Annotated in this window: 19 protein-coding genes; 8 read left to right on the top strand and 11 right to left on the bottom strand. The window is 63.1% G+C overall.

What is annotated here, in order from left to right; all coding sequences use genetic code 11:
• Positions 1–39: 39 nt before the first annotated feature.
• Positions 40–1,806 (bottom strand): alpha/beta hydrolase, encoded by a 1,767-nt coding sequence (locus AC1DSJ_RS17595; RefSeq protein ID WP_441371885.1) that lies wholly within the window; start codon positions 1,804–1,806, stop codon positions 40–42.
• A gap of 131 nt (positions 1,807–1,937) precedes the next feature.
• Between AC1DSJ_RS17595 and AC1DSJ_RS17600 the strand changes: the two genes are divergently transcribed.
• A complete protein-coding gene (locus AC1DSJ_RS17600) occupies positions 1,938–2,705 on the top strand; it encodes a class II aldolase/adducin family protein (RefSeq protein ID WP_175170174.1) in 768 nt (255 codons plus the stop codon).
• A 150-nt stretch (positions 2,706–2,855) separates the two neighbouring features.
• On the opposite strand, the gene AC1DSJ_RS17605 is transcribed toward AC1DSJ_RS17600, so the two are convergent.
• Complete coding sequence (locus tag AC1DSJ_RS17605; RefSeq protein ID WP_054422843.1) at positions 2,856–3,662, bottom strand: hypothetical protein; 807 nt, start codon at positions 3,660–3,662, stop codon at positions 2,856–2,858.
• A gap of 233 nt (positions 3,663–3,895) precedes the next feature.
• Between AC1DSJ_RS17605 and AC1DSJ_RS17610 the strand changes: the two genes are divergently transcribed.
• From AC1DSJ_RS17610 to AC1DSJ_RS17620, 3 genes are all read left to right on the top strand, one after another.
• Positions 3,896–4,480 carry a YceI family protein gene (locus AC1DSJ_RS17610; RefSeq protein ID WP_054422838.1) on the top strand — a complete coding sequence of 195 codons (585 nt, stop codon included), beginning with the start codon at positions 3,896–3,898 and terminating at the stop codon, positions 4,478–4,480.
• Positions 4,481–4,623: 143 nt separating this feature from the next.
• Complete coding sequence (locus AC1DSJ_RS17615; protein WP_175170173.1) at positions 4,624–4,881, top strand: helix-turn-helix domain-containing protein; 258 nt, start codon at positions 4,624–4,626, stop codon at positions 4,879–4,881.
• Positions 4,874–6,124 (top strand): type II toxin-antitoxin system HipA family toxin, encoded by a 1,251-nt coding sequence (locus AC1DSJ_RS17620; RefSeq protein WP_441371886.1) that lies wholly within the window; start codon positions 4,874–4,876, stop codon positions 6,122–6,124. Before AC1DSJ_RS17615 ends, AC1DSJ_RS17620 begins: the two co-directional genes overlap by 8 nt.
• Before the next feature lie 33 nt (positions 6,125–6,157).
• Here AC1DSJ_RS17620 and AC1DSJ_RS17625 read toward each other — a convergent pair whose 3' ends face one another.
• The 3 genes from AC1DSJ_RS17625 to AC1DSJ_RS17635 all read right to left on the bottom strand — a co-directional run bounded on the left by AC1DSJ_RS17625 (position 6,158) and on the right by AC1DSJ_RS17635 (position 9,015).
• Positions 6,158–6,604: an SRPBCC family protein gene (locus AC1DSJ_RS17625; protein ID WP_054422837.1), complete on the bottom strand. Its 447-nt coding sequence runs from the start codon at positions 6,602–6,604 to the stop codon at positions 6,158–6,160.
• 86 nt (positions 6,605–6,690) lie between these two features.
• Positions 6,691–8,256: an FAD-dependent monooxygenase gene (locus AC1DSJ_RS17630; protein ID WP_441371887.1), complete on the bottom strand. Its 1,566-nt coding sequence runs from the start codon at positions 8,254–8,256 to the stop codon at positions 6,691–6,693.
• Between the two features lie 249 nt (positions 8,257–8,505).
• Complete coding sequence (locus tag AC1DSJ_RS17635) at positions 8,506–9,015, bottom strand: DUF1993 domain-containing protein (protein ID WP_054423329.1); 510 nt, start codon at positions 9,013–9,015, stop codon at positions 8,506–8,508.
• A gap of 198 nt (positions 9,016–9,213) precedes the next feature.
• Between AC1DSJ_RS17635 and AC1DSJ_RS17640 the strand changes: the two genes are divergently transcribed.
• From AC1DSJ_RS17640 to AC1DSJ_RS17650, 3 genes are all read left to right on the top strand, one after another.
• Entirely contained in the window at positions 9,214–10,089 is an 876-nt protein-coding gene (locus AC1DSJ_RS17640) for an NAD(P)-dependent oxidoreductase (protein WP_054422833.1), read from the top strand.
• Between the two features lie 67 nt (positions 10,090–10,156).
• Positions 10,157–11,122 carry a Bug family tripartite tricarboxylate transporter substrate binding protein gene (locus tag AC1DSJ_RS17645; protein WP_054422832.1) on the top strand — a complete coding sequence of 322 codons (966 nt, stop codon included), beginning with the start codon at positions 10,157–10,159 and terminating at the stop codon, positions 11,120–11,122.
• 36 nt (positions 11,123–11,158) lie between these two features.
• Complete coding sequence (locus AC1DSJ_RS17650) at positions 11,159–11,827, top strand: RraA family protein (protein ID WP_054422831.1); 669 nt, start codon at positions 11,159–11,161, stop codon at positions 11,825–11,827.
• A 163-nt stretch (positions 11,828–11,990) separates the two neighbouring features.
• Here AC1DSJ_RS17650 and AC1DSJ_RS17655 read toward each other — a convergent pair whose 3' ends face one another.
• The 6 genes from AC1DSJ_RS17655 to AC1DSJ_RS17680 all read right to left on the bottom strand — a co-directional run bounded on the left by AC1DSJ_RS17655 (position 11,991) and on the right by AC1DSJ_RS17680 (position 16,831).
• Positions 11,991–12,353 (bottom strand): hypothetical protein, encoded by a 363-nt coding sequence (locus AC1DSJ_RS17655; RefSeq protein WP_427948889.1) that lies wholly within the window; start codon positions 12,351–12,353, stop codon positions 11,991–11,993.
• Between the two features lie 39 nt (positions 12,354–12,392).
• Positions 12,393–13,058: a GntR family transcriptional regulator gene (locus tag AC1DSJ_RS17660; RefSeq protein WP_391565829.1), complete on the bottom strand. Its 666-nt coding sequence runs from the start codon at positions 13,056–13,058 to the stop codon at positions 12,393–12,395.
• 67 nt (positions 13,059–13,125) lie between these two features.
• Positions 13,126–13,992, bottom strand: coding sequence for a nucleotidyl transferase AbiEii/AbiGii toxin family protein (locus tag AC1DSJ_RS17665; protein ID WP_441371888.1), 867 nt, complete (start codon positions 13,990–13,992; stop codon positions 13,126–13,128).
• A 20-nt stretch (positions 13,993–14,012) separates the two neighbouring features.
• Positions 14,013–14,639, bottom strand: a complete 627-nt coding sequence (locus AC1DSJ_RS17670; RefSeq protein ID WP_254600582.1) for a DUF6088 family protein — start codon at positions 14,637–14,639, stop codon at positions 14,013–14,015.
• Positions 14,640–14,810: 171 nt separating this feature from the next.
• Positions 14,811–16,166: an ATP-binding protein gene (locus AC1DSJ_RS17675; RefSeq protein ID WP_441371889.1), complete on the bottom strand. Its 1,356-nt coding sequence runs from the start codon at positions 16,164–16,166 to the stop codon at positions 14,811–14,813.
• Positions 16,163–16,831: a response regulator transcription factor gene (locus tag AC1DSJ_RS17680; protein WP_441371890.1), complete on the bottom strand. Its 669-nt coding sequence runs from the start codon at positions 16,829–16,831 to the stop codon at positions 16,163–16,165. Before AC1DSJ_RS17680 ends, AC1DSJ_RS17675 begins: the two co-directional genes overlap by 4 nt.
• A gap of 132 nt (positions 16,832–16,963) precedes the next feature.
• On the opposite strand from AC1DSJ_RS17680, the gene AC1DSJ_RS17685 reads away from it, so the two are divergent.
• The gene (locus AC1DSJ_RS17685; RefSeq protein WP_054422824.1) at positions 16,964–17,728 is read left to right on the top strand and encodes a MipA/OmpV family protein; all 765 of its coding nucleotides are present in this window, start codon (positions 16,964–16,966) and stop codon (positions 17,726–17,728) included.
• The last annotated feature ends 4 nt before the right edge of the window (positions 17,729–17,732 follow it).

The raw sequence follows: 17,732 nt of genomic DNA on the forward strand, positions 1-17,732 counted from the left end.
ACTGCCCCGGGGGCGGGGGCGGGCACGCTTGGCTGCCTGTCATCCGCCCCGATTCTCGTACGCGCCTTCCTTGCCGTCTGCATCCCCCATCGCCGCGCGCATGCGTTCGGCCAAATGTTGCTTCAGGCTGTCCAGCGCGCCGGGCGTCCAACCCGGCGCGCCCGTCACAGCCAGCCACGCGTCCACATAGTGTTGCGGCGCGTAGACGTGGCCATAACCAATGGGCGTCTCGGTGCTGACGGACATATCCAGCGCCAGCTGCAACATCGTCACGACCGGCACCCAGCGCAGCTCGGGCGACACATCCGGCCCATAAGGCGGGTCCATCCAGGCGGGGCGGCGGTACAGGTCGCGATAGTCGAAGAAGGTCACGGCGTCGCTGGCATATTGCAGGAATACGATGCGCATCGGCCCCCAGGGCGCATCAGCAGGCACGGGCGACCCGTGTTGATTCATGAAGCGCACGAAGCTGCCGTCGCGCAGTTCAGGCCGCCAGGCCGGGGAGTCCGGGTTGCGGGCGTCGGTAATCGCGCGCCAGATGCGGCTTTCAAAGGGTGGGCCGCTCCAGAGCGCGCCGTGGATGGGGTCGCCGATCATTTCAAAGAGCTCCGCCGAGCGCGCGGAATTCATTGCGCCCAGGCTCAAGCCATGCAGATACAGCTTGGGCCGCTGGTCGTGGGGCAGGGTCGTCCAATACCCGTACACCGCACTGAACAGCGCACGCGCGGCTTCCGATCCGTATTCGGGTTGGGCCAGCAAGGACAGCGGGCTGGAGAGGTATGAGTACTGCAAGGCCACGCTTGCGACATCGCCATGCAGCAGATATTCCACGGAATCCATGGCGGCCGGATCGATCCAGCCCGTGCCGGTGGGGGTGACGACCAGCAGCGTGGACCGCTTGAACGCGCCGACGCGTTTCATCTCTTCAAGCGCCAGAGCCGCCCGCGCCTGCGGCGTATCGGCGCCGCGCAGGCCCACGTACACGCGGATGGGTTCTTGCGCGTCGCGGCCGGTCTGCGCGCGAATCTCGCTGGCGTTGGGGCCGGACGCAATGAATTCCCGGCCGGCGCGCCCCAATTCATTCCAGGCAATCAACGAACCGGGTCCGCCTGTCTTGGCGCCGTCCGACGGCTGGGGGCGTTCCGGCTCCAGCAGCGCGTCGTATTCGCGAAACGACGCGTCCAGCACATGCAGCGCCGCGCGGAAAAACACATTGTTGGCCAGCGACCAGAAGATCAGGACGGCGATGGCCGCGCCCGTCACATTGGCGACCCGCCGCGGCACAACGCGGCGTACGTGTCTGGCCAGAAAGCGCGCCAGCAATTTGAATAGCCGGCCCAGCGCCAGCAGCGCGGTAAACGTGATCAATGCTGTCGCGCAAACCTTGAAGGGATGAGCGCTGGTCACGGGCTCCATCTGCATCAGCGCGCGTATGGTGTTTTGCCAATCGGCCGCGCGCCACAGGAACAGCGCCAGCACCGACAGGCACACCACGGTGATGACGGCGTTGACGATGCGCGCCGCGCGGGCGCGGGGCTCGGGCAGTTCCAGATAGGCCCATAGCCAGTGCCACAGCACGCCCAGCCCATAGCCGGCGGCAAGACACGCGCCGGCCAGCACGCCCTGCGTGAGATAGGTGCGCGGCACGAGCGTGGGCGTGAGCGACGCGGCGAAGAACAAGGTGCCCAGCAGCAGGCCGACGCCGGATAGCGATTCCAGGTGCGACCGGAAAAAGGCGGGAAGGCGATGCGGATGCTGCGTCAATGGGGCGTCCTGATCCGTGGGTTCCGAGGGGGATTCTCGCATGGGCGCCCCGGATTTTCATCAGGTGGACGGCGGATTGCCCCCTTGCACCTGCTTGCGTCAAAAAGAATAAAGTGCGAAACGGGTCCCGTGGCGCGGTCGTTGCGGGACGACATCAATAACAGGAGACGGGAATGGATACGGTAAGCAAGCAGGGCGGCAGCGTGCGTGAACAGGTCAGCGCAACCGAATGGCAGGTGCGCACGGATTTGGCGGCCTTGTACCGGCTGGTGGCGCTGTTCGGATGGGACGATTTGATCTTCACGCACATCACCGCCAAAGTGCCGGGCACCGAACATTTCCTGATCAACCCGTACGGCATGATGTTCGACGAGATCACGGCGTCCAGCCTGGTCAAGATCGACCTGCACGGCAACAAGGTGATGGAGTCGGAATACAACATCAACCCGGCCGGCTTCACCATTCACAGCTGTATCCACGCAGCCCGCAAGGACGCGATGTGCGTGCTGCACACGCATTCCATCAATGGCGTGGCGGTGTCGGCGCAGAAGGCGGGCTTGTTGCCCTTGTCGCAGTTCGCGTTCATTGCGCTGCGTTCGCTCAGCTATCACGACTACGAAGGCCTGGCGCTGAACCCGGAAGAGCAACCGCGTCTGGTCCATGACCTGGGTGCGAACAACTACATGATCCTGCGCAACCATGGTTTGCTGACGGTGGGCCAGACGATGGCCGAGGCCTTCCAGGCCATGCACCGCCTGGAAGCCGCCTGCATGGCGCAGGTGCGCGCGCAGGCGGGTGGCGGTGAGCTGATCTTCATTCCGCCGGAAGTGCTGGCGCGCGCCGCCGTGGAATCCCCGGCCGACCGGGCCTATAAAGCGTCGCTGGCCTGGCCGGGCTTGCTGCGCCGGCTGGACCGCCGCAATCCGGGCTACGCCGACTAAGGGCGTAGGTGGGCGGGGGGGCGTAGCGGGTGGCCGTTATGGCTGCGATAACGCATTGCGGTTGCGGCTTTCCGGTTAAGGCTTTCCCGGTTGCGGCTTCCAGGTTGCGGCTTTCCCCGTTCCGGCTTTTTCCAGTTACGGCTTTTCCAGTTACGGCTTCGCTTTGGGCGTCACGTCCAGGAATTCGCTGCAATCCGGCACCGGCTTGGCGGGCTCGTAGAGTCCGCCATCGGGGTTCCAACGGTACGTTGCCGTGTAGCTGCATTCCGTATCGGCTGCGGGCGCGGCTTGTGCCGCGGTCAGCGCCGGCCGCTTCGTGGAATCCGCGTAGCGGCTCGCGCCAGCGGGCGCGCGCGTGGCCTGCGTCGTCACCTGCAAGTCCGGATACTCCTTGCCCGTTGCGCCCGCCGTGCCAGGCAGAGCGGCAAGCTCCGCCTGGTAGCGGTACGCATCCATGCACTGGCCCGCACGCTTTTTCTCGTCGGCTTGGTTAAAGCAGGCGCGGATCGACGCGCTGGCCGACTTCGGCATGATGAACACCAAGTTTGAACTTGTGGACTCGCCCAGATCCACTTCGAACAGATACAGGTCTTCGCGCGTGAAACTGCCGCCCGAGAACGGCGTTTCCAGGTTGTAGTCCGGCTGCGACGGGCCGATGACGCCGACAATTGCCCGCTCTTCGCTCAGCCGGATCAGATGGGGCCAGACGGTGAAGCTCTTGAAGTTGGGAATGTCGGGCAAGTCCCAGACTTTGCGGTCGGTGCGCAGCGTGCGGCTCGTGGCGTACGGGCCGTTCGTTTCCATCGTGCCCTCGGTGTTGATCCCCACACACCAATCCGTTTGCGCGTTGCAATACAACTTGTTGTCCGCGTTGAGCTTCAGCGGTTCCACCGTGGGTTGCGCCAGGGCCGCTGCCGGTAACGCGGCCGCGATCAGCAAAGCAAACACTTTATTCATAGTGGTTCCCGTGATTGCGGAGCAGGTATGCGCGCATTATTGCGTGAATCGAAGTTACGCCTTTACAAAATGGTGAGGGTTTCGGACAAGGCGTTGCAGGCTGCCGGCCAAACGAGAAATGAAGTCAGACTTCACTTGCAGTCTGACTGCAACCTGAATGATATTGTTGGTGTTTCGAGCTAGGCAGCGCGCGTTTCGCGCCTGGCCAAATCCACCCGTCATAAGGAGCTTTGATGAAGTTGATTCCGACCCTGCTGTTGGGCGCCAGCACGCTGATGCTGACCCTGCCTGCCGCCGCCGCCCCGGTGACGTATGACCTGGACCCGTCCCACACCTATCCCAGTTTCGAAGCCGATCACTTCGGCGGCCTGTCCACCTGGCGCGGCAAATTCAACAAGTCCCAAGGCGTGGTCGTCTTGGACCGCGAAGCGCGTACCGGCACCGTGGACGTCACGGTGGATATCAATTCCGTGGACTTCGGCCACGACGAAATGAACCAGCACGCCGTCGCGCCCGACATCTTCGACGCCGCCAAATACCCCACCGCCACCTTCAAGGGCACCTTCACCAAGTTCGACGGCGACCGCCCCGAAGAAGCCACCGGCGATCTGACCCTGCGCGGCGTCACGCGCAAGGTGACGATGGATATCGACGACTTCAAATGCATCCAGCACCCCATGGAAAAGCGCGAGGTGTGCGGGGCGGACGTATCCACGAAGTTCAGCCGCAAGGATTTCGGCCTGAACTTTGGTTTGGACATGGGCTTCAAGCCAGAGGTGGAATTGAAGATCCAGGTGGAGGCAGGAAGGCGTCCGTAAGGCTAGGCTGTCTGTATGAAAGTACGAAATATCGTACAAAAATTAGGTATAACTAAATTTTGTCTGTTTTATCGTACTTTTCGAAGCGGCTTTGATGTACGGTATATCCACCATGGTGGGATTCAGTTCGAGGAATGTCGACGATGCCGTACTTTCCAACCGCAGTGCTTCCTGCGCAGTTCGGAGCCAGTTTTAAGCGCGAACGAAAGCAGCGCCAGCTCAGTCAGGCAGAGCTCGCCCAGCGAGCCGGCCTGACACGCCAATTGATCGTGCAAATCGAGAAAGGTGAAAACGTGGGCCTGCATTCGATCATGCGAGCCCTGGCCGTGCTCAACATGGGTCTTCGGATTGATACCGCAAGCATCAACTATGACGATGTGGAGCGCATGAGCGATGAGTAACGCGAAGATAAAGCAGCTGGAAATCAGCACGCCGCAAGGCGAGTCGGGGTTACTGGAAAAGGAATCCCGTTTTGTCTTCAACTACACGCGGCCGGAACAAAACCGGGAGATCTCGCTCATCATGCCGCACCGCGCCGAGAGTTACGCCGACACCGTCTTGCCACCGATTTTTGCCATGAATCGGCCAGAGGGCTATCTGTATGAAAAGCTCTGGGAACGCTTTGGCAAAGACGTGCAACTGGACGACATGCGTTTGCTTGCCTTGACCGGCAGTAACCAGATCGGACGCCTGCGCTATCGAGAACCTGGCGCGGATGCCATGCGGGTTCAGCCCACGATGGGACTCTCGGCGTTGCTGGCCAGCGGGGCAAGCGTTGAAATTTTCGATTACCTGGTCAGCACCTACCTTACGTCCGGAATTTCGGGGTTTCAACCGAAAGTCATGATGCCGGATGCGGACACCGCCAATGCGAAACCCGTCGTCGATAAATCCACCACCTTCACGTCGGACCTGATTGTGAAAGCGGCGGGCGAAGACTATCCCTTTCTGGCGCAGAACGAATTCCTATGCATGAGCGCGGCAAAAAAAGCCGGCCTGCGCGTGCCGGACTTCTGGCTGTCGGACGATGGCTCTCTCTTTGTGATGCGGCGCTTTGATCTGGAAGGCCCGGAACAACTTGGGTTTGAAGACATGGCCGTGTTGTTGCGCAAGACCGCAAAAGAGAAGTACCTGAGCTCATACGAGACCGTCGCAGAAATGATCGGCCTGTTGTGCGGCGCCAATCGAATGGAAAGCCTGGCGCGATATTTTGAGTACGTGACGCTGTCGGTCATGGTGCGCAACGGGGATGCGCATCTGAAAAATTTTGGATTGCTCTACCGCCACCCGGGTGCCGAGCCCGCGGCGTTGGCGCCGCTGTATGACGTGGTCACGACCAGCGTGTACGAAATTGAGGACCCGCAGTCTGGCCGCACGCTGTCTGACCGCACCCTTGCGCTGAAGATGAACAAGAAAAAGGAATATCCGACGCGTAAGGGCTTGCTGCAATTCGGCCGTACGGCTTGCGCCGTGCCGCGGCCCGAAGCGGTTATCGAACGGATAGCGGCAGCCATGGACGAAGTCCTGCGGGACGAAGCGCACCGTGTCGACGCAGAATTTCTAGCCAAGATGAAGCGCGAATGGGACAACGGTTGCGCGTCGCTGCGGGCGCCCATGGTGTTCGTGGCAAAGCCGGACGCGTAGTGCACCCAGCGCACCCCAGCGCACCCGCCCCGCTCAGTCTGGAATTTCCGGCTCGACCAGCTTCGCCAGCTGCATCAGTGATTCCTGCCAGCCCAGATAGCACATCTCGGTGGGAATCGCGGCCGGGATGCCTTCCTGCACCACGGTGAGTTCCGTGCCGCACATCACTTTGCGCAAGGTCACCGTGGTGATCATTTCGCCAGGCAGATTGGGGTCGTCGAAGCGGTCGGAGTAGCGCAGCTTCTCGGACGGCGACAGTTCCAGGTATTCACCGCCAAAGTGGTGGCTGTGGCCGGAACCAAAATTCTTGAACGACATTTTGTAGGTGCCCCCGACTTTGGCGTCCAGGTGGTGGACCTGGCACGTGAAGCCATACGGGGGCAGCCATTTGGCCAGCGCGTCGCCGTCGATGAATGCGCGATAGATGCGATCGGGCGAGGCGCGCAGAACGCGGTGGAGCGTTACGGTTCCGGTAGTCATGGTGTGTCCGCCTTGAATGAGTGGGTCGTATTGCTACGACGTTCAGCGGACACCCAAATCGACATCACCGGGATCGGTAATAACCCTTAGGTGCGCAAGCGGTCGATGTAGGCCGCCAAGGCTTCGGCATGGTCCTGTCCGGCTCGCAGGCCTACGTGGCCGTCCGCCCGGATGACCAGCAGCACGATGCCGCGCACGCCCAGCGTGTCGGCAACGTCAACTGTCAGGTACGCATCCGCGCCCGCCACGCCGGCATTCGCACTCAGCGCGACGACTTGTTCGATGATGGGGCCGCCCGACAGCGCTTCCATCTCGCGGCGCACGCGCGCCAGCTCGTCTGCGTTTGTGTGGGCGCAGCCGATCAACACGGCGGTATGGCCCACGCGATAGGCGCAAGCATGCAAGCGCCCTGTACTTCCGTCCGCAAAAGCAAGTGAGATCTGGTCGGGCAGACGCTGGCCCGGCCAAAGCGCGGCTTGCGGTTCGCCCATGACGATGGGAGAACCAGCGTAGTCGATATCCAGTTCGGCCTCCGCCACCGCTTCATGGTGCCGGGTGTCGGGGTCGGCAAACGCCGCTTGGATCGCCATGTCCCGCTCATGGCGGGCGCGCTGCCCTTTGACCGACTGCGCGCTTTCGGCCGCATCGCCCGAGGCCATCACCTGGTCGGCCACGGGCCGGCGTTCGGCGTGATAACTATCCAGCAACGTCTCGGCGCAGTGGCCCTGGCAGACCAGCGCAAGCTTCCATCCCAGGTTGTAGGCATCTTGCAGCCCCGTATTCATGCCGTGCCCTTGCGCCGGGCTGCACGTGTGCGCGGCGTCGCCGGCAAGCAGCACGCGGCCAGACCGGAAGTGCTGCGCAACCTTGGCATGGCAATCGAATCGTGTGGGATGCGAGACGTCGTCAAAGCGCGCATCGGGCAGATAGCGTTGCAACGTGACCAGCGCGTCGGCCACCAGATCGGAATCCGCCGAGGCAGGGCGCAGGTACACGCGCCATCGGCGGCCGGGCAGCGCCGTCAGAATGACCGGCGTCGGGTCCAGATAGGCATAGTTCGCTTCGTAAGACATCGGCCACGCGGCAATGGACGCGTCGAATACGGCCCAGGGCTGATGAATGTCGTGGCCGTCTTGTTCAATGCCCATCAGCGTGCGCACGGTGCTGCGGTGCCCATCGCATCCCACCACCCATTGCGCGTGAACCTGCGAGCGCTCGCCGTGGTGTTCGACGGTGGCAATCACGCCATCGGATTGCACCCGCAAATCCACCAGCGTGGTGGCGCGCGTGACGGCCCCGCCAAGGGCGACAAGATGATCGTGAAGAATGGATTCAGTCACTTCTTCAGAAATGCCGATATTGAAGGGATACCGGCTGCCGCACAGTGACAGGTCAATGTCGCCCAACACGGCCCCGTCGGCATGGATATGGGCGTGGCGCTGCTTGACGCCTGCCTGCAAGAGGGGTTCAGCGATACCCAGTGCGTCCAGGATTTCGAGTGATCGAGGATGCACGACGGTGGCGCGGTCCCAGTCCATGGGTTGTTCGTGCGCGTCGATCAGCAGGCATTCGACGCCGCGCCGGGCGAGCTCCGCGGCGGTCAGCAAACCGGCGGGGCCGGCGCCTACGATCAGAACGGGGGTGGCGATCATCTTGGAACTCCCTGGGCGGGGGCAGCGATGGAAGAGCGTAGGCGGGTGGTGCGTCATGCGGCGTCGCGTCTGGCGATTAGAGCGAAGCAAGTGCGCACCGTCAACGCCGTGCGCACCCGTCGGATGGCCGAGGAAAAAGCGAACCGGTGCGCGTGCACCAGGCGCTGAGTGCCAATGAAAAGGGCCGCGAATCTGTGATTCGCGGCCCTTCTTTACGTGTGCGGCGTCAGCCGCCGACGCGCTCAGGCATCAATACGCGCCCATGTAGTCGCGCTTGCCGACTTCAATGCCGTTGTGGCGCAGGATCGCGTAGGCGGTCGTGACGTGGAAGAAGAATTGCGGCAGACCATAGTGCAGCAGGTAGGCGCTGCCCGACAGCTTCTTTTCCTTCGGCGTGCCGGGGCGCAGCACGATTTCCAGCGAGGCGCTTTGCTCGAACTGTTCCGGCTTGAACGAGCCCACGTGCGCCAGCGTCTTGGCGATCAGCGCTTGCAGCTCGGCAAACGTGGGTTCGCCATCCGGCCACGACGGCACGTCGGCGCCAGCCAGACGGGACGCAATGCCCTTGGCGAAGTCGGTGGCGATCTGCACTTGGCGCGACAGCGGGAACATGTCCGGGTACAGGCGGGCGCCCAGATAGGCGGACGCGTCGATGTTTTTCTCGGTGGCGTGAGCCTCGGCCTTTTTCAGCACGTCCGACAGTGCGGACAGCATTTGTTTGATGACGGGGACGGAGGCGTCGTAAAGGGGGGCGGTCATGAGGTGTCTCGCTGAAATGTTGAAGGCGGGCGCGGGCAGGGCCTGCGCGGCTGAGGGCAAGACTACCAGCAATCGATGATGGGGTTTCTTGTACTTTTAATGTTTCCAAAAACTGGGGAAACCTAGGGTTTACACGAGTTATACGGCCAAATTCTCCCAGGCTATAACGCTGTATGTATTTTTTTTGTATTTATGAAGATGAAAATTGCACTGATAGGTTGTGGAGAAGTCGGCGATTGCTACGCGCGTGAGTGGGTGGCGGGCGGGCATGTCATTGTGGGTATCGGCGAATTGCGCCAGGACGCCGAGATGCAGGCGCGCGCCGCCTCGCATGGCAGCGTGCTGCACGCCGAAGCCGGCCCGTGGCTGGCCGAGGCGGACATTGTCGTGTCAGCCGTGTTCGGCCACGCCGCGCTTGAAGTCGCCAAACAGGCGCTGCCGCACCTGCGCAAAGACGCCGCCTATGCGGATTTCACGACCGCCAGTTCGGGTGACATGCGCGCGGCGGCCGAGGTCGCTGCGCAGTTGGGCGTGCCCTTTACCGACGTCGCGATCATGGGCGCCATCGCCTTGCTGGGCGCGCGCACGCCGCTCTTGTGTGCCGGCACAGGCGCCCCTGCGGTGGCCGCGTTCACGGCCGGTTGCGGCGCGCCTGCGCAAGCCATCGATGGCGAGGCGGGCGACGCCGTGCGCCTGAAACTGCTGCGCAGCATTCTGACCAAGGGCATGGAAAGCCTGGCCGTCGAATGCCTGGTCGCCGCTGAAAGCATGGGCTTGCGCGCATCGCTGTATGAAGTGTTGTCCGATATGGACCGCACGCCGCTGACGACGTTCGTTGATTCCTTCGTCCGCTCGCACGTGCTGCACGCGCCGCGCCGCTTGGCCGAAGTGCGCGAAGCGCGCGAACAACTGGTGGAAGCCGGCTTGCAGCCGCTGGTGCTGGACGGCGTTGAGCGCTTGTTCGCGCGCACCACGCAAGGCATTGAAGCGGCCCGCGCAGCAGGTTCGTTCAACGTACCGGATTCGGTTGCCGACCGGCTGGCGTGGTTGACGCCGCTGGCGCGTCAATCCTGATCGATCAGATAGACAGGGCCGGCCCCGCAGAGGGCTGCCCGATTTCAAAACACAAGCGAGGAAGACAATGACATCCCTGAAAACACTGCTGACGGCCACGCTGCTCGTCGCCTCGGCCGCGGCAAGCGCGGCCGACATGGGCTCGGCCCCGATCACCCTGATCTCGCCCTTTCCGCCGGGCGGCGGCACCGACACGCTGACACGCATGATCGGTTCGGCCATCGCGCAGGACACGGGCTGGAACATCGTCGTGGAAAACAAGCCAGGCGCAGGCGGCAACCTGGCGCTGGACGCCACGGCGCGCGCCAAGCCGGACGGCCACACGTTGGTGATGGCGCAGACGGACAACATCGTGCTGAACCCGTGGCTGTACAACAAGCTCAGCTACGACACCTTCAAGGACTTCAAGCCGGTGGGTCTGGTGGCCTCGTCACCCAGCGTGTTCGTGGTGGTGCCGGAGTCGCCGTACAAGACGCTGGATGACGTGGTCAAGGCAGCCAAGGCGCGCCCGGGCCAGGTCTCGCTGGGCATTCCCGGCATTGGCGGCAGCGGCGATTTGATTGGCCATCTGTGGCGCAAGGCGGCCGGCATGGAACTGATGCACGTTCCGTACCGCGGCTGGTCGCAAGCGTTCCCCGATCTGGCCAGCGGCCGCATTGATCTTTACACCGGTTCCGTCGCATCGCTGTTGCCGCAGATTCGCGGCGGCAAAGTGCGCGCGCTGGCGGTAGTGGCCGACGCGCGTTCGCCCGCCTTGCCCGACGTGCCGACCTTTGCGGAAAGCGGATTCAAGACCATCAACCAAACCATCTGGTGGGGGCTGATGGCGCCGGGCAAGACGCCGGACGATGTGGTCGCCACGCTGAACCAGGCGCTGAACAAGTCGCAAGCGAAGCCGGATGTGGTGAAGAAGCTGGAAGACTCGGGCTATAGCGTCATGACGGGCACGCCTGCCGACCTGGGCAAGCGCCATCGCGCCGACCACGACGTCTTCGGCAAGGTCGTGCAGGAAGCCGGCATCCCCAAACAATGATCTTGCAAGATCCCCTGAACGCCATCGGAGCCACCCATGATCGGTTTTGAAATCCACCCGCGCAAGCGCGCGGTCAGCAGCGACTTCGTCGAGAAATTCCGCCGCATTCCTGTTGCCAATATCAGCGACTGCATGTCGCGCATGACGGCGGGGGGCGCCCGCCTGCGGCCCATGCACGACGGCCATCCGCTGGCGGGCCCCGCGCTGACGGTGCGCACGCGTCCCGGCGACAACCTGCTGGTGCACAAGGCGCTGGAACTGGCTCAGCCGGGTGATGTGGTGGTGGTGGATGCCGGTGGCGACCTCACCAACGCCATCATCGGTGAAATCATGACGACCTATGCGCAAACGCGCGGCCTGGCCGGCATCGTGATCAACGGCGCGATCCGCGATTGCGGCACGATCCGCCGCAGCGCCTTTCCCGTGTATGCGGCGGGCGTGACGCACCGCGGGCCGTACAAGGATGGCCCCGGCGAAATCAACGCCGTCATCTCGCTGGACGGCATGACGATTGAACCGGGCGACTTGATTCTGGGCGATGAAGACGGCTTGTTGTCGTTGCCGTACGACCAAGTCGAAGCGCTGTACGAAGCCGCATCCGCCAAGCACGCAGTGGAAGAACAGATGCTGGCGCAGATCGCCGCCGGCACGCTGGACACGTCGTGGATCGACGCGCGGATGAAGGCGCAGGGCTGGAAGCCTTAAGGGCCTGGCGATAGACATCGCTGAACGGCTGAAGGGCTGAACGGCTGAACGTCTGAACCGCTGAACCGCTGAACCGCTGAACCGCAGAACCGCGGAATTTCGGAACCGTTGAAGGGCTGAAGGGCCGCCGCTTGCGTGCGCCCTTTAGCCCATTTTGTTTCCTTCAGCCCTTATCGTTTTTCGCACGGCCCAAAATGCGATCCATGATTGCGCCGCCATACGCCCACGACAGCACCGCCAGTACCAGCATCGCCACCGTGAAATATGCGCGCGCCGACAGCGGCACCGGATTCATTTCGGCGATGGTGCGAAACGGCTCATAGTCCGTGAAGTCGCTGACCGCCAGGCAACTGAACAGCAGCGTCAACAGCGGCCCAGCGAAGCGCGGGCGTTCGCCACGAGTGGGCGAATAGGGCTGGGTCTGCCATCGAACCAGTTCCACCACCCGCACCATCAGCGCAATCAGCGGAATGACGACGGCAAGCAGCAGGACGAAAAGGGCGACGAGGATCTGGGGCGAATACATGGGAACGAATCAAAAAGGGCGCTGAAATCAGCCGCCGTGTCACGCGGCAGGCGTCGGCGCAGGCGGCTTGCGCTGGCTGCGAAAAAGCAGGTGCGTGGTGGTCAGGTGAAAGCGCATGGCGATGTCGGCGCACGCCGGATCGCGCGCGCGCAACGCGGCGATGATCTGGCGGTGATGCTCCACGCTGCGCAACATGTCGTCATGCGTGTAGAAATAGAACGAGCCGATGATGATCGGCATGTCCAGCAGATTCTCAACCATCGTGCGCACGCGCGCCGATTGCGCCGCATCCAGCAAGGCGTGATGGAAAAGATTATTGCAATGCTGCACGCGGGCGACCTTGTCAGTGTCGTCGGAAAGAATCGCGTCCAGCATGCGCTGGTTGATCTGTTCCAGATGGTCGATCTGTTCGGGCGTGGCGCGCTCGGCGGCGCTGCGGGCGGCATAGGGTTCAAGCAGCAGACGCAGCTCGAACGCTTCGTTGATGTCACGATCCACCCAGCCCAACACTTCCGCGCCGCGCCGCCCTTCACGCTTGACCAGCCCATCGGCAATCAARCGTTCAATGGCGCTGCGCACCGGCGTCCGGCTAACCGAAAGCTCCGCCGCAATATGCTCTTCACGCAAGCGCTCGCCAGGCAGGAACACGCCGGACATCAGCCGTCGGCGGAGTTCCCCGTAGACAAGGTCGCGGGCGCTGGTCATGGTGGCGAAGCTTTCCTGGAGGGCGCGAAGAGTTCCAGACTATACCCGAAGCAGCGCCCAAGTCTGCTCACGTTCTAGGCCTTGAGAAGACCCGATTAGCGTGGCTCTGGATTTCGGCGCATAGGGTCATGACGTCATCAAACCCGGCCGCATTCTCCGCGAGCAATCCGGCGTTGGTCATCCGTTCAAAGTCGTCGCGCAGGGTTACGAGCGCTGCCCCTTCAGGGATCAGCGTCAGGCCGCCGCCCACGGCGTCGTGATAATTGATTGGGATGCCAGCGGCGTCTTTCTCGGCATAGAACCGGGATTTGTGCGTGGCGACCAAAGCCGCTACGGCGTGGTCATCAAAGACGGCCTGATGCGGATGGCGGTAAATCTCTGCCAGGTCGTACCAGTGGCGGGCGAATCGTTCGCCGCGCAAGCGGGCTTGCAGACAGTACACATGCGCAGCCGTGGCCTTTTCCCAGAAGGTTCGGCTCAGGCTCATGACCAAAGGCGCTGCGGCCGGGAAACTGAATTGGCGGCTCAAGGCGTCAACGCTGGCCAGGTCGCAAGACACCGGCATCACCGCGTGCGGTTCCCCCGTTGCGCGTGCGCCGAATTCGAATAGAACGGCAGGCTGCACGTAAGCGCTATCGCTTGCATCCAAAGCGCTCGGATAGCGCAGCAGTACTTTGTCTTCGCCCTTGCCTGCACTGGCAACCGGTTTGATTTCTGCCGTCAGCTGCTGCGCCGTCAACGCGCTTTGAAGGGTGGGGATGAATTCGGTTTCGATCCTTGGAAAGCGAGGTGCCGCCCTTGAAGGTAAGGCTTGGCCCAAGGCGCGAACCATAAATGGTTTGAAGACCCCAAACGACCCAGACGTCCTTCTCAAGCAAGTCCGGTAAGCGCCCTGATTGGTCGCTTCCGTATTGCAGGGCTTCGCGCCGATCACCAGAAGGCTGCTGAAGAAAGCTAGGCAGCACAGCCCATCTCAAGGCCCACGGCCTTGGACATCCATGCAGGAAAACGCCGGCGGGCGCCCACAAGCGCCGCCCAGGCTGAGGGGGAAAGTGTTTGGTGCAGGGTACGCAGGGCATTTGGAGCGGCAATAGGCCCCAGCCATTCAATGGCGCGAGCCGCCGCCGCCGCCTCTTCTTTGCGAAGGAAAAAACTGGCGGGCGGCACGTGTTCCACCTGCACGTTGTTCTTGCCGAAGGAAAGCACCCGGCGAGGCCCCGAAGACAGATAGACCTTGCGGATAGGCATCTGTGTGGTGAGCCCAAGGCGATTGGCCTCGGTCGCGCCATGGGGCACAAACGCTTCGCCCGTCTGCGCTTCAAGCGCGTGCAGCACTTTTTCGGGGGAGGGCGCACGTTTGCCATACGAGCCCGCGACTGGCGCGGCGTACACGCCACGGCCTACTCGCAGCAATTCTCCTGCCTTGCTCAAGCGGGAAAAAGCTTGGTCCACGGCCGCGCGAGATCCCAGATGCAGGAATTCACGAGGCGATACGGTGCCGCCCTCGGGGAGGGACAGGGCAACGTCGAGGATGGTTTTGGGCAGGGATTTCATTGAGAGGATTTGTGCGATGGTGCGCAAGTATGTCAGATTATAGAAAAATATCTGACATTTTCAAGTCGGGAAACGTCGCACAAGTGGGTGTATCGTGAAAAATCAGGGGCGGTTCACCCGTGCAGCCGCACGTTTCTTGGCGATACGCCGAACAGGCGTTTGAAGACCGTGGCGAAGTTCGCGGCGGCGGGTTGTGGTTTACGCGCCGCCGCTTGCGAACGTGATCGTGATGCCTACACCACGCCCATCCAGGCCTGGCCCCCATTCGATGCGCGCATTGTGGCTGGCGGCAATTTGCGCCACCAACGACAGGCCGATGCCGCTGCCGCGTTCCGCCGTGCCGGGCTTGCGGTAGAAGCGGTCGAACACGCGTTCGCGTTCGGCGGGTGCGATACCCGGCCCGTTGTCTTGCACCGTCAACCAGGCGCCGCCGTTGTCCAACGGCCCGCACGCGACCGACACGCGGCCGCCGTCTGGCGTGTAGCGCAACGCGTTGTCCAGCAGATTGCGCACCAGCACGCCCAGCGCGTCGACGCCGCCGCGCACTTCTGCCGCTTGCGTGTCCAGGCTGATGCGCTGGTGTTTGCGATGCGCCAACCCTTCGTTGTCGCGCACAATCATTTCCGCCAGGCGGTCCAGCGCAACGGGTTCGGCAGCGCCTTCGACCTGGGCTTCCATGCGCGCCTGATCCAGCAGCTGTTCGGCCAGACGGGTGGTGCGGGTAGCGACGTCGCGCAGTTTCAACACGGCCTGTTCGCGTGCTGCTGCGGTATCGCTGCGCGCCGCCAGCTCGGCATAGGCGCTTAATGCGGCAAGCGGTGTTCGAAGCTCGTGCGCGGCATCGGCCAGAAAGCGCCGCTCGCGTTCCAACGACGCCGACAAGCGCCCCAGCAGATCATTGATGGATGCGATGAAGGGCTGCAATTCCCCGGGCATGCCCTGCGTGGGCAGTGGCGTCAGGTCCATGCCCGTGCGGCTGAGTATTGCCTCGCGCGCGCGGTCCACGGGGCGGAAGGCGCGACGTATCACGAGCCACGTCAGCCCGGTCAGCACCACAAACAGCACGCTCAGGAAAGCCAGGCCGCTACCCATGCGTGTGGCGGTGTCACGCCGCAATTTCGCGGCTGACTTGGCGAACTGCACCTGCACGCGGCCATCGGCGTCTGACACCGCATAGGCGCGCCACGGTGCGCCGGCCAGCGTGACGTCGTGAAAGCCATCGCGAAAGTCGGGCACCAGCGGCTCGTCGGGCGCCCAGGGGGATTGCACGAGCCGCCGCTTGTCATCCAGGGACCACACCTGGAAGCTGAGGGACTCGCCATCAAAAGGCGTCGACACCGGCAGTTCAAAGCGGTCTTCGCCAGAACGCCCGGTCTGCATCAGGCTGGTGGGCAGCGACATCAACGCCTTCTGCGCGCCGTCGCGCAGGTTCTGGTCCGACATGCCGGTCTCGGCGCGCGTCTGCTCAAGGTAGATCAGCGTAAAGACCGTGGCCCATGTGGCCAGCATGGCCAGCAGCAAGGTGATGGCGACGCGCCGGCGCAGGGTGGTCATGGTGCGCTGTCCGGCACGATGCGGTAACCCAGGCCGTGCTGCGTTTCGATCAGCCCGTCGCCCAGCTTGCGGCGCAATTGATGGACGTAGACCGCAACGGTATTGCTTTCGATGGTGCCGCTGCTGCCATACACGGCCACTTCCAGCTGATCGCGGCTGACGGTGTGGCCCATGCGCTGCATCAGCGCCAGCAGCGTGTGATATTCGTGTGCGCTCAACGAGACTTCGTCACCGCCTTGCGTCACGATGCGGCGCGCGGGTTCCAGCACCACATCGCGGCAGCGTAGCGCGGACACCACGCTGTTGCTGCTGCGCCGAAGCACGGCGCGCAGGCGCGCCAGCAGTTCATCCAGCTGAAACGGTTTCACCAGATAGTCATCGGCGCCTGCGTCCAGGCCCTGGATGCGTTCGCTTAAGCGGTCGCGCGCCGTGATGATCAGCACGGGCGTGGTATCGAAACGGGCGCGCAAGGTCTTGAGCAAGGTCAGGCCGCTGCCCTCGGGCAGCCCCAGGTCCAGCAGCACGGCGTGGTAGCCGTGGTCCACCAGCGCCAGGTGCGCCTGGGGCATGTCGCGCGCCCAGTCCACGTCGGCGCCATCTTGAATCAGGCCCGCGCGCAAGGCGTCGCCCAGCATGGGGTCATCTTCTACAAGCAGGATACGCAAACACACTCCAACGCCGTCTCCGGCGCGTGGCGGCGGAGTCTTAAAGAATTATTAAAAGTTGCTCGGGACAATGCTGCCCATTCCCGGGGGCGGTCGCCCCACGGCCAGTGAATAGAACGGAAGGAAGTCCGGATGCGGATGGGTATAGTAGCAAGCGGCCTCGCGGCAGGCGTGGCAATCAGCGGCGCAGGCGCCGCGCACGCGCAAAGCACAAACTTCATCGGATTAGGGGTCGGAGTGGTCCCGGTTTATGAAGGGTCGAGCGAGTACCGGGCCTTGCCCGTGCCGCTCATCAATTACCACTCGGGCAATTTCTTCATCACGCCGCGCATGGGTTTGCCGGCGATGGGCTTGAAGACGTCGCTGGCGTCCGACCTGGACGCAGGCGTCTTCGTGGGCATGAGCCTGGGCCGCAAGGCCGACGACGCCGACCTTACCAAGGGGTTGGACGACATCAAGTTCCATGGCGCCTACGGCGCCTATGTGGAATGGCGGCCGGGCCGGTATTCGCTGGGCGCGGGCTACAAGCAGGCGGCACGCAGCGGCTACGGCGGCAACATCGAATTGCGTGCGTCCTACGCCGCGCTGATGACCGAGAAGCACACGGTGCAGGTCGGCGTGCGCACGGAATGGGCCAACCAGGACGCCATGCAGACCTGGTACGGCGTGACGTCGTCGCAGGCGGCGCGCAGCAAGGCGGGGCTGTCCACCTACAGCCCGTCCTCGGGCTTCAAGTCGGCTGCGCTGTTCACAACGTGGTCGTATCGCATCAACCCCAGCTGGAGCACTGTGTCGTCCATTGGTGTGTCGACCTTGTTGGGTGACGCGCGCGACAGCCCGCTGACTGAACGCAAGACGAACGTGTTTGGTTCGGTGGGCGTGGCGTACCGCTTTTAAGATC

The organism is Achromobacter sp. 01N37 (assembly GCF_056399725.1).